At 70.3% G+C, this 11941-nt stretch carries 10 protein-coding genes; 9 read left to right on the top strand and 1 reads right to left on the bottom strand.

What is annotated here, in order from left to right:
- Positions 1-11 precede the first annotated feature (11 nt).
- Both ACZ4D5_RS17020 and ACZ4D5_RS17025 read left to right on the top strand, forming a co-directional pair.
- A complete protein-coding gene (locus ACZ4D5_RS17020) occupies positions 12-1334 on the top strand; it encodes an ATP-binding protein (RefSeq protein ID WP_467773180.1) in 1323 nt (440 codons plus the stop codon).
- Complete coding sequence (locus ACZ4D5_RS17025) at positions 1331-2488, top strand: TPR domain-containing protein (RefSeq protein WP_467773181.1); 1158 nt, start codon at positions 1331-1333, stop codon at positions 2486-2488. Before ACZ4D5_RS17020 ends, ACZ4D5_RS17025 begins: the two co-directional genes overlap by 4 nt.
- 85 nt (positions 2489-2573) lie before the next feature.
- Here ACZ4D5_RS17025 and ACZ4D5_RS17030 read toward each other — a convergent pair whose 3' ends face one another.
- Complete coding sequence (locus ACZ4D5_RS17030; RefSeq protein ID WP_467773182.1) at positions 2574-3395, bottom strand: C40 family peptidase; 822 nt, start codon at positions 3393-3395, stop codon at positions 2574-2576.
- Positions 3396-4211: 816 nt separating this feature from the next.
- On the opposite strand from ACZ4D5_RS17030, the gene ACZ4D5_RS17035 reads away from it, so the two are divergent.
- Genes ACZ4D5_RS17035 through ACZ4D5_RS17065 form a run of 7 tightly spaced genes read left to right on the top strand, consistent with a single transcriptional unit; the run spans position 4212 to position 11925 of the window.
- On the top strand, positions 4212-4571 hold the full coding sequence (locus tag ACZ4D5_RS17035) for an NADH-quinone oxidoreductase subunit A (RefSeq protein WP_003992243.1): 360 nt from the start codon (positions 4212-4214) through the stop codon (positions 4569-4571).
- Positions 4572-4592: 21 nt separating this feature from the next.
- Positions 4593-5147 (top strand): NuoB/complex I 20 kDa subunit family protein, encoded by a 555-nt coding sequence (locus ACZ4D5_RS17040; protein WP_467773183.1) that lies wholly within the window; start codon positions 4593-4595, stop codon positions 5145-5147.
- Entirely contained in the window at positions 5144-5875 is a 732-nt protein-coding gene (locus ACZ4D5_RS17045; protein WP_467773184.1) for an NADH-quinone oxidoreductase subunit C, read from the top strand. The genes ACZ4D5_RS17040 and ACZ4D5_RS17045 overlap by 4 nt, the downstream gene beginning before the upstream one ends.
- Positions 5875-7209: an NADH-quinone oxidoreductase subunit D gene (locus tag ACZ4D5_RS17050; RefSeq protein ID WP_467773185.1), complete on the top strand. Its 1335-nt coding sequence runs from the start codon at positions 5875-5877 to the stop codon at positions 7207-7209. The genes ACZ4D5_RS17045 and ACZ4D5_RS17050 overlap by 1 nt, the downstream gene beginning before the upstream one ends.
- Positions 7206-8057 (top strand): NADH-quinone oxidoreductase subunit NuoE, encoded by an 852-nt coding sequence (gene nuoE / locus ACZ4D5_RS17055; RefSeq protein WP_467773186.1) that lies wholly within the window; start codon positions 7206-7208, stop codon positions 8055-8057. The genes ACZ4D5_RS17050 and nuoE overlap by 4 nt, the downstream gene beginning before the upstream one ends.
- Positions 8057-9418 carry an NADH-quinone oxidoreductase subunit NuoF gene (nuoF, locus tag ACZ4D5_RS17060; RefSeq protein WP_467773187.1) on the top strand — a complete coding sequence of 454 codons (1362 nt, stop codon included), beginning with the start codon at positions 8057-8059 and terminating at the stop codon, positions 9416-9418. The genes nuoE and nuoF overlap by 1 nt, the downstream gene beginning before the upstream one ends.
- Positions 9415-11925 (top strand): NADH-quinone oxidoreductase subunit G, encoded by a 2511-nt coding sequence (locus ACZ4D5_RS17065; protein ID WP_467773188.1) that lies wholly within the window; start codon positions 9415-9417, stop codon positions 11923-11925. Before nuoF ends, ACZ4D5_RS17065 begins: the two co-directional genes overlap by 4 nt.
- Positions 11926-11941 lie beyond the last annotated feature (16 nt).

The following is an 11941-nucleotide window of genomic DNA, read 5'->3' on the forward strand; positions in this document are numbered from 1 at the left end:
CAGTGGGCGCCATGTCGGCCGACTCCCCCCTCATAGCCAGCTTGCGCACCGCTGTCTCGGCTGCGCCCCAGGACGTACCGCTCCGCCTGCACCTCGCCCAGCTGCTCCTGGACGCGGGGCACGCCGACGACGCCGTGGCCGAGGTGGCGGTCGCCCTCCAGCACGCGCCGGGCGACGCCCAGGCCCGGGAGCTGATGGGCCGGGCCATGGGACTGCCCCCGGCACCGCGGGCGCCCGCCGAGCCGAGGCCGCAGGCCCAGGCGCCCGCCGAGCCGAGGCCGCAGGCCCAGGCTCCCGCCGCTCCGCAGGCCCAGGCTCCCGCCGCTCCGCAGGGCTTCGACTGGCGGGCCGCCGAGGACCAGGTCGGCGACGCCGTCCCGCCCCGGTTCGTGGAGGCGCCGCTCGCCGAGGACGGCAGCGGGGACCCCGGCGACGCGCAGGCGTGGGACGTCCAGGACACCGCGGCGCCCGGTGCCGTGCGGCTCGCCGACGTCGGCGGCATGCAGGACGTCAAGGACCGCCTGGAGGCCGCGTTCCTCGCCCCCCTGCGCAACCCCGAACTGCGCAGGCTGTACGGCAAGAGCCTGCGCGGCGGCCTTCTCCTGTACGGGCCTCCGGGCTGCGGCAAGACCTTCATCGCCCGTGCTATCGCCGGTGAACTCGGCGCCGGCTTCCTGTCGGTGTCGGTCAACGACGTGCTCGACATGTGGATCGGCAACTCCGAACGCAACATGCACGAGGTCTTCGAGACCGCCCGCCGCCAGGCCCCCTGCGTCGTGTTCCTGGACGAACTGGACGCCCTGGGCGGCAAGCGCAGCCGCACCCAGAGCAGCGGCATGCGCAACACCGTCAACCAGCTGCTCACCGAGCTCGACGGCGTCGACGCCGCGGCCAACGAGGGCGTCTTCGTGCTCGCCGCCACGAACGTTCCCTGGGACGTCGACATCGCCCTGCGCCGCCCCGGCCGCTTCGACCGCACCCTGCTCGTGCTGCCGCCCGACGCCCCGGCCCGCGAGGCCGTCCTCCGCTACCACCTGAGCGAACGCCCCATCGAGAACATCGACTTGGGCAAGCTGGCCAAGGCCACCGAAGGCCTCTCCGGTGCCGACCTCGCGCATGTCTGCGAGGTGGCCGCCGAGAGCGCGCTGCTCGACTCCGCGCGCACCGGCACCATCCGCATGATCGGGATGAAGGACCTCCTCGGCGCGGTCAGGCAGACCGTGCCCTCCGCCGACCCGTGGTTCGCGTCGGCCCGCAACGTGGCGATGTACGCGAACGAGGGCGGCGCCTACGACGACCTCGTGGCGTACCTGAAGAAGAAGCGGAAGCTATGAGTCTGGATCAGGCGGTCGAGCGGGCCGAGGGACTGGTGTCCCTCGGACGGAACGACGAGGCGGTGGAGCTCCTCGGGCGGCGGCTCGCCGAGGAGCCCGACGACGTCGCGGCATGGGAGCAGCTCGCCCGCTGCCACCTGCGGGCCGACCGTCCGCAACAGGCACTCGAGGCGACCGAGCGGGCCCTGCGGCTCACGCCCGAGAACGTCAACGTGCTGCTCGTGCACGCGCAGGCGCTGCGCCTGAGCGGCCGGGGCTTCGACGAAGCGGAAGCGGCGCTGCGCACGGCGATCCGGCTCAGCCCGGGCTTCTGGGGCAGTTACTCGATGCTCGCCGACCTCCTCTTCCGGCGGAACATCGTCCGCCGGGGCCAGGAGATCGGGACCGGCCGCATCGAGACCGAGGACATCAACTCGGACGCGGTGGCGGGGGAGCCGAGGGAGCTGGTCCAGGAGGCGATCCGGCTCGCTCCCGAGGAGATCGGCCCGTACGAGAAGGCCCTGTTCATCGCGGACCTCTCCGGGGACGCGGAGACGGCCGACGCGATGGAGCGCGCCATCCTGCGGCTCGACCCGACCCACGCGGAGGCGCTGAGCGGACAGACGCGCCGGGCCGCAGAGGCCCCGGGCGTCCGGGCCGCCGACGCCGCCGACCTGTACGCCGACGCGCTCGCCGTCGCCCCGGACTCGGCGGACATGCGGGCCCAACTCGACGCCGCCACCTACCGGATGCTGCGCGGCACCCGCTGGCTCGCCCTGTTCTGCCTCGCCCTCATCGCCGCGGGCCTCGACCTCTTCACGACGGACGGCGAGACCCCGCGCGAACTGCCGCTCGCCCTCGGCCAGCGGCTGTGGGACCTGGTGCCGCTCACCGTGATCTGGCTGCTGGGCGCGGCGCTGCGGTTCCACCGGCGGCGCAAGGGCGTCCGCCTGAACGTGCGTTCCCTGCTGCGCCGCGACGGATGGGCCCGGCTCGCCGCCGGGCAGTCCGCCGCCGTGATGGTGTGCACGCTGCTGCTCACCCTGGTGCCGTGGACCGAACGCGGGCTGCCCACCACGCTCTTCTGGGCCGCCCTGGGGACGACGCTCCTGACGATGTGGGTCGACCGCCCCGCCGTACGCAAGGCGTTCCGGGAGGGCGCGCGGCGGCGCTGAGGGCGCCAGACGGCGCTGAGAGCGCGCGAAGGGCCGGAACCCCGCTGGGGGTTCCGGCCCTTCGTCGTGTGCCTGTGTGGGGCCCTCAGAGGACGCGCACGGCGCCCGAGGCCGGGTAACCCGACAGGTCCTGGATGACAACGCCCTTGCTGGGGTTGGCGGCGTCCAGGTACTGGCCGTTACCGATGTAGACGCCCACGTGGTACGCGGAGCCCTTGCCACCCCAGTAGAGGATGTCGCCGACCTGCAGGTTCGAGGTGCCGACCTCGGTGCCCATCGTCGACTGGTCCTGCGAGACGCGCGGAAGGTCCACGCCCGCCTGCTTGAACGCGGCCTGCACCAGGCTGGAGCAGTCCCAGGCGTTGGGGCCCGAGGCACCCATCACATACGCGTCGCCCAGCTGGGCCTTGAGGAAGCCGATGACCGAGCCGACGCTGCCGCTGGCCGGGGCGACCGAGTCGGAGGAGCTCGCGGAGGAGCCGCCACCGGACTGCGTGGTGAGGTTCGTGCGCTCGGCGGAACGCGAGGCGCGCTCCTCCTCCGCCTTCTTCTTGGCGGCGGCCTCGGCCTTGCGCTTCGCCTCGGCCTTCTTCTCCGCCTGCGCCTGGTCCTCGGCGGCCTGCTTGGCGGCCTTGGTGGCGGCCGCGTCCTGCTCGGCACGCGACTCGTAGGTGTCGGCGGCCTGCTGGGTGGCGTCCGCCGACTGCGCGATCTGCGCGGACAGATCGGTGGACAGCGTGGGCATCTCGATGGTCTCGGTCACCGGCTCGGCCGCGTTCGCCGTACCGGCCGCCGCGGCCACTGCCAGGGTGCTGAGGACGCCACCGGCAACTCCGGCGCGCAGGGCGACCTTGGTGGCGCTGCGACGGGGCTTCCGGTGGCTGGGTATGTGAGCGGTGTGGGACATGAGAACAACCGCTATCAGGGACTCACGGTTCCCTTCAAGAAACGTGTGCTGCGCCACAGTTGCGGTTCTCGCGGCCGAATCCCGGGCGTGTCGCTCTTTATTGACGCCGTAACGGGCAATGCGGACAGCGGTGATCACGCCTGTGATCATGGGTTTTCTGCGATACGTCCGAATTGCCCTCGGTCTACCACCGGTTGAGGCGGTTGGCCAAGCCCGGTTTATTCGGCGCGACGGGCCTTGTGGCACAGGTCACATCGAGGGCCCTCGGGGGTCTCCCTGAGATCTCGCTGAGACCTCCCTGAGATCTCCCGGAGTTTTCGGGTGCCCATTGAGCGGACGGTGAACCACCCTCCTGGTGGACTCCGGGCCGCCTTCGCGCGAAGGCGGTCGCGCTCGTGAATCGGCGCACGCGTCCACATTCGTCCACACCTCTGCCGCCAAAGTGTGAACGCGGGTCCTCTATCAAGTGATCGCGTCCAGCACCAATTTGCCTGCAGGTGCCACCTCTTGATAGGGCGACACCGCTTCGACCAGCGGTGACGAGCTGAGATGTCACCTCTAGTGATCACTCAGGCGCTTCGCGTACGAAGATCACCGCTCATCCGACTTCATGATCCTTCGTCAGGTGGTGGAGATCACAAAGCCGTTGTCGTACCCCGTGTCGCAGATCACAGACCGCCGGGCATAAGATGCGGGGCAGTTGGGCTTGTGACCTGCTTCACATGTAAGCGATCTTCGGTGGATCCACGGATGGGATTCAGGGCCGGGTCCGACGCAACCGCCAACAGTCAGTGCCGACTGAGAGGAGCGAGGAGCGTGAACGCCTATGCGCCCATCCTCGTGCTGGGAGCCCTCGGGGCAGGCTTTGCGATCTTCTCCGTGGTCATGGCCACGCTTATCGGTCCAAAGCGGTACAACCGCGCAAAGCTCGAGGCCTACGAATGCGGCATCGAGCCGACGCCGACTCCGGCCGGTGGTGGGCGATTCCCCATCAAGTACTACCTGACGGCGATGCTCTTCATCGTCTTCGACATCGAGATCGTCTTCCTCTATCCCTGGGCCGTCACCTTCGACGCGCTGGGGATCTTCGGGCTCGTGGAGATGCTGCTCTTCGTGCTCACCGTCTTCGTCGCGTACGCGTACGTATGGCGGCGCGGCGGCCTGGAATGGGACTAAAGGTCTGAGGGGCCATAGAGCATGGGAATCGAAGAGAAACTGCCGAGCGGTTTTCTGCTGACGACCGTCGAACAAGCCGCGGGCTGGGTGCGCAAGTCATCCATGTTCCCCGCCACGTTCGGCCTCGCGTGCTGCGCCATCGAGATGATGACGACCGGGGCCGGGCGGTACGACCTGGCGCGTTTCGGCATGGAGGTCTTCCGCGGCTCACCGCGCCAGGCGGACCTGATGATCGTGGCCGGCCGGGTGAGCCAGAAGATGGCGCCGGTGCTGCGGCAGGTCTATGACCAGATGCCCAACCCCAAGTGGGTCATTTCCATGGGGGTTTGTGCATCGTCGGGCGGGATGTTCAACAATTACGCGATTGTGCAGGGTGTGGACCATGTCGTCCCGGTTGACATCTATTTGCCCGGGTGTCCGCCCCGCCCCGAGATGCTGATGGACGCGATTCTCAAGCTCCACCAGAAGGTCCAGGGCGGAAAGCTCGGCGTGAACGCGGAAGAAGCGGCCCGCGAGGCGGAGGAGGCGGCCCTCAAGGCGCTCCCCACCATTGAGATGAAGGGGCTGCTGCGGTGAGCGACACGCACGACTCGCACGACGAGCACCTGAACGGCAACGGCGTACCCGCCCCGCGCGGCGAGTCCGGCGAGGTCATCGGCGTACGCACGGGCATGTTCGGCGCCAACAACGGCGGCGACACCTCCGGCTACGGCGGACTCGTGCGGACCGTCACGCTGCCCGGCGCGTCCTCGCGCCCCTACGGCGGTTGGTTCGACGAAGTCGCCGACGAACTGGAGGGGGCCCTGGAGGAGCAGGGCCTCGTCCCGGAGAACGCGATCGAGAAGACGGTCGTCGACCGCGACGAGCTCACCTTCCACATCGCGCGCGAGCACCTCGTCCGCGTCGCCCGGACCCTGCGCGACGACCCGGCCCTGCGCTTCGAGCTCTGCACGGGCGTGAGCGGAGTGCACTTCCCGGGCGACAAGGGCCGCGAGCTCCACGCCGTCTACCACCTGCGCTCGATCACCCACAACCGCCTGATCCGGCTCGAAGTCAGCGCCCCTGACGCCGATCCGCACGTCCCCTCGCTGGTCGCGGTCTATCCGACCAACGACTGGCACGAGCGCGAGACGTACGACTTCTTCGGCCTGATCTTCGACGGCCACCCGGCGCTCACGCGGATCATGATGCCGGACGACTGGCAGGGCTTCCCGCAGCGCAAGGACTACCCCCTCGGCGGCATCCCCGTCGAGTACAAGGGCGCCCAGATCCCGGCTCCGGACCAGCGGAGGTCGTACAGCTGATGTCAGCAACTCAGGGAACTTCCCACGCTTCCGCACGGGAGACGACCGAGGGGACTGTATATACAGTCACCGGCGGCGACTGGGACGAGGTCGTCCAGTCCGCGGCCAAGGCCGACGACGAGCGCATCATCGTCAACATGGGTCCGCAGCACCCCTCCACGCACGGCGTGCTCCGGCTGATCCTGGAGATCGAGGGCGAGACCGTCTCCGAGGCCCGCTGCGGCATCGGCTATCTGCACACGGGCATCGAGAAGAACCTCGAGTACCGCACGTGGACGCAGGGCACGACGTTCGTCACGCGCATGGACTACCTGACGCCGTTCTTCAACGAGACGGCGTACTGCCTCGGCGTCGAGAAGCTCCTCGGCATCGAGGACCAGATCCCCGACCGCGCCTCGATCATCCGCGTGCTCCTCATGGAGCTCAACCGCCTCTCCTCGCACCTGGTGTGCATCGCCACCGGCGGCATGGAGCTCGGCGCCACGACGATCATGATCTACGGCTTCCGTGATCGTGAACTCATTCTCGACATCTACGAACTCATCACCGGCCTGCGGATGAACCACGCGTACATCCGACCCGGCGGACTCGCCCAGGACCTGCCGCCGGGCGCCGTGGACCAGCTCCGCGAGTTCGTGAAGCAGATGAAGAAGAACCTCCCGGAGTACGACAAGCTCGCCACCGGGAACCCCATCTTCAAGGCCCGTATGCAGGACGTCGGCTATCTCGACCTGGCCGGCTGCATGGCGCTCGGCGCCACGGGCCCCGTGCTGCGCTCGGCCGGTCTCCCGCACGACCTGCGCAAGACCCAGCCCTACTGCGGCTACGAGAACTACGACTTCGACATCCCGACCGCGGACACCTGCGACTCGTACGGCCGCTTCCTGATCCGCCTCGAAGAGATGCGCCAGTCGCTGCGCATCGTCGAGCAGTGCCTGGACCGGCTCGCCCCCGGCCCGGTCATGGTCGCCGACAAGAAGATCGCCTGGCCCGCGCAACTGGCGCTCGGCCCGGACGGGTTGGGCAACTCGCTCGACCACATCAAGAAGATCATGGGCACATCCATGGAGGCCCTCATCCACCACTTCAAGCTGGTGACCGAGGGCTTCCGGGTCCCGCCCGGACAGGCGTACGCCGCGGTCGAGTCCCCCAAGGGCGAACTCGGCGTGCACGTCGTCTCCGACGGGGGCACCCGCCCCTACCGGGTCCACTTCCGCGACCCGTCCTTCACCAACCTGCAGGCCATGGCGGCGATGTGCGAGGGCGGCCAGGTCGCCGACGTCATCGTCGCCGTCGCGTCCATCGACCCCGTGATGGGAGGCGTCGACCGGTGACCACCACTCCTTCAGAGCAGGGCACGGGCGTCAGCCTGGGCATGCCCCAACTCCCCGCCCCCGACTACCCGTCGGACGTGCGGGCCCGGTTGGAGGCGGACGCCAAGGAGATCATCGCCCGCTACCCGGGGTCGCGGTCCGCGCTCCTCCCGCTGCTGCACCTGGTGCAGTCCGAGGAGGGCCATGTCACCCGCACCGGCATGCGGTTCTGCGCCGACATGCTCGGTCTGACCACGGCCGAGGTCACGGCCGTCGCGACCTTCTACACCATGTACCGGCGCAAGCCGTCGGGCGACTACCAGGTCGGCGTCTGCACCAACACCCTGTGCGCGGTCATGGGCGGCGACGCGATCTTCGACGAGCTCAAGCAGCACCTCGGCGTCGGCAACGACGAGACCACCGAGGACGGCAAGATCACGCTCGAACACATCGAGTGCAACGCCGCCTGCGACTTCGCCCCCGTGGTGATGGTCAACTGGGAGTTCTTCGACAACCAGACCCCCGAGTCCGCCAAGCGCCTCGTCGACGACCTGCGCGCGGGCGTGCAGGTCGAGCCCACGCGCGGGGCGCCGATCTGCACGTACAAGGAGACCGCCCGGATCCTGGCGGGATTCCCCGACGAGCGGCCCGGCGCCGTCGACGCGAGCGGCGGCGCGGGCCCCGCCTCGCTGATCGGACTCCGCCTGGCCAAGGGCGAGGTGGCGCAGCCGCGCGTGGTCCACCCGCGCGAGGGAGGCCCCCAGGACGAGGCGCCCGCCGAGCACCTCAGCTCGCACGACGCACCGCAGCAGACCTCGGCATCCGACCCGGCGCACCCGGCCGGACCGACCGCCGAGGAGGGGGAGTGATGACCTTGGCAGCCGAGATCAACAACGAGACCAGCCCCGAGAAGCTGCTCGCGCCGGTCCTTTCGGCCTTCTGGGACGAGGACAAGCCCTGGTCCCTGGAGACCTACCGGCGCCACGAGGGGTACGAGGGCCTGCGCAAGGCGCTCGCCATGGCGCCGGACGACCTCATCGCGTACGTGAAGGACGCGGGCCTGCGGGGCCGCGGCGGCGCGGGCTTCCCCACCGGAATGAAGTGGCAGTTCATTCCGCAGGGAGACGGCAAGCCGCACTATCTAGTTGTCAACGCCGACGAATCGGAGCCGGGGACCTGCAAGGACATCCCGCTCCTCTTCGCGAACCCGCATTCCCTCATTGAGGGCATCGTCATCGCGTGCTACGCGATCCGCTCTTCGCATGCCTTCATCTATCTGCGCGGTGAAGTCGTCCCCGTGCTGCGGCGGTTGCACGAGGCCGTCCGCGAGGCCTATGCGGCGGGCTACCTCGGCAAGAACGTCCTGGGCAGCGGACTCGATCTCGAACTCACCGTGCACGCGGGCGCGGGCGCGTACATCTGTGGTGAGGAGACCGCGCTGCTCGACTCGCTCGAAGGCCGCCGCGGCCAACCGCGACTGCGTCCCCCTTTCCCTGCCGTCGCGGGCCTCTACGCGTGCCCCACTGTGGTGAACAACGTCGAGTCCATCGCATCCGTTCCCGCGATCCTCCATCGCGGAAAGGACTGGTTCAGGTCGATGGGGAGCGAGAAGTCGCCCGGCTTCACGCTCTACTCGCTCAGCGGGCACGTCACCAACCCCGGCCAGTACGAGGCCCCGCTCGGCATCACGCTGCGCCAGCTGCTCGACATGAGCGGCGGCATGCGGGCCGGGCACCGGCTCAAGTTCTGGACGCCCGGCGGCTCTTCGACCCCGATGTTCACCGACGAGCACCTCGACGTCCCCCTGGACTACGAGGGCGTGGGCGCCGCGGGTTCGATGCTCGGCACGAAGGCGCTGCAGTGCTTCGACGAGACGACGTGCGTCGTGCGGGCCGTGACCCGCTGGACCGAGTTCTACGCCCACGAGTCCTGCGGCAAGTGCACACCCTGCCGCGAAGGGACGTACTGGCTGGTGCAGTTGCTCCGCGACATCGAGGCCGGCAAGGGCGTCATGGCCGACCTCGACAAGCTGAACGACATCGCCGACAACATCAACGGCAAGTCCTTCTGCGCCCTCGGCGACGGCGCCGCCTCGCCGATCTTCTCCTCGCTGAAGTACTTCCGCGAGGAGTACGAGCAGCACATCACCGGCAGGGGCTGCCCCTTCGACCCGGCCAAGTCGACTCTCTGGGCCGACCGGCCCTCCCGCACCACGGAGGTGAACGCATGACAGTGACCACTAATAGCGCTCCCTCCGGGGGCGGTGAGCCGGCCGTACCGCCGGAGGACCTGGTGTCGCTGACGATCGACGGCATCGAGATCAGCGTCCCCAAGGGGACGTTGGTGATCCGGGCCGCCGAACTGCTCGGCATCGAGATCCCGCGCTTCTGCGACCACCCGCTGCTCGACCCCGCGGGCGCCTGCCGCCAGTGCATCGTCGAGGTGGAGGGCCAGCGCAAGCCGATGGCGTCCTGCACCATCACGTGCACCGACGGCATGGTCGTGAAGTCGCAGCTGACCTCGCCCGTCGCGGAGAAGTCGCAGCGCGGCGTGATGGAGCTGCTTCTCATCAACCACCCGCTGGACTGCCCGGTCTGCGACAAGGGCGGCGAGTGCCCGCTGCAGAACCAGGCGATGCAGGTCGGCGACCCGGACTCCCGCTTCGAGGGCAAGAAGCGGACGTACGAGAAGCCGGTGCCGATCTCCACGCAGGTCCTGCTCGACCGCGAGCGGTGCGTGCTCTGCGCGCGCTGCACCCGGTTCAGCAACCAGATCGCCGGCGACCCGATGATCGAACTCATCGAGCGCGGCGCCCTCCAGCAGGTCGGCACCGGCGAGGGCGACCCCTTCGAGTCGTACTTCTCCGGGAACACCATCCAGATCTGCCCGGTCGGCGCGCTCACCTCGGCGGCGTATCGCTTCCGCTCGCGCCCCTTCGACCTGGTCTCCTCGCCGTCGGTGTGCGAGCACTGCTCCGGCGGCTGCGCGACCCGCACGGACCACCGGCGCGGCAAGGTCATGCGGCGCCTCGCGCAGGACGACCCCGAGGTCAACGAGGAGTGGATCTGCGACAAGGGACGCTTCGGCTTCCGTTACGCGCAGAAGCCGGACCGGCTCACCACTCCCTTGGTGCGCAACGCGGACGGGGTTCTGGAGCCCGCCAGTTGGCCCGAGGCCCTGGACGTCGCGGCCCGCGGTCTCGCCGCCGCGCGCGGCAGGGCCGGGGTGCTGACCGGCGGCCGCCTCACCGTGGAGGACGCCTACGCCTACAGCAAGTACGCGCGCGTGGCCCTCGACACGAACGACATCGACTTCCGCGCGCGCGTGCACAGCAGCGAGGAGGCCGACTTCCTCGCGGCCCGGGTCGCGGGGCGCGGCCGGGACCTGGACGGGAGCGGCGTCACGTACGCCCTCCTGGAGAAGGCCCCCGCCGTCCTGCTCGCCGGGTTCGAGTCCGAGGAGGAGGCGCCCGGCGTCTTCCTGCGGCTGCGCAAGGCCTGGCGCAAGCACGGCCAGCGCACCTTCTCCCTCGCCACGCACGTCACCCGCGGCCTGGAGAAGGCGGGCGGCACGCTGCTGGCCGCGGCTCCCGGCACCGAGACGGAGTGGCTCGACGCGCTCGCCGCGGGCGTCGGCCTCGCGGACGACGGGGCGAAGGCCGCCGAGGCGCTGCGCGGCGAAGGCTCGGTCATCGTGGTCGGCGAGCGGCTCGCGGCGGTGCCCGGTGGGCTCACCGCGGCCGTGCGTGCCGCGTCCGCGACCGGGGCCCGCCTGGTGTGGATCCCGCGCAGGGCCGGGGAGCGTGCCGCCATCGAGGTGGGCGCGCTGCCGTCGCTGCTGCCCGGCGGGCGTCCGGCCACCGACCCGCGCGCGCGGGACGAGGTCGCGGCCGCCTGGGGCGTCGCCGAACTCCCGCACCGCTACGGCCGCGACACCGGCCAGATCGTCGAGGCCGCCGCGACCGGCGAGCTCGGCGCCCTTCTGGTGGCGGGCGTCGAGGTCGCCGACCTGCCGGACCCGGCACGCGCGCGTGAGGCGCTCGACGAGGTCGGCTTCCTGGTCTCGCTGGAGCTGCGGCCCAGCGAGGTGACGGAGCGGGCGGATGTGGTCCTGCCCGTGGCCGCGGTCGCCGAGAAGCCCGGCACGTTCCTCAACTGGGAGGGCAGGGTGCGGATGTTCGACGCCGCGCTCAAGCCCGACCAGATGACCCGCAGGCTGGCGCCCACCGACGCGCGCGTGCTGCACATGCTGGCCGACGCCGGTGACATCCACCTCGGCCTGCCCGACCTGGTCACCCTGCGCCGCGAGCTGGAGCGGCTCGGCGCCTGGGACGGGCCGCATGCCACCGAGCCCCTGGAGACGGGAACCCAGCCGCCGCGGCCCGCCGCGGGAGAGGCCGTGCTCGCCGGACACCGGCTGCTGCTCGACCAGGGCCGCCTCCAGGACGGCGACGAGGCGCTGGCCGGCACGCGGCACGCGGCCCACGCGCGCGTGTCGGCGGCGACGGCGGCCGAGGCGGGCGTGAAGGACGGCGATGTCCTCGCCGTCTCCGGTCCCGCGGGGTCGACCGAACTGCCCCTCCAGATCACGGAGATGCCCGACCGCGTGGTCTGGGTGCCGCTGAACTCGACCGGGGGAGGCGTCACTTCGGACACCGGCGCGCGCCCCGGCGACCTCGTCCGCATCGGCCCGGCGGTCCTGCCGGAGCCCACTGAGGCCCCGGAGGTGACGTCGTGACGCACACTGTGGTGCC

It is taken from the genome of Streptomyces sp. NPDC025651 (genome assembly GCF_055558735.1).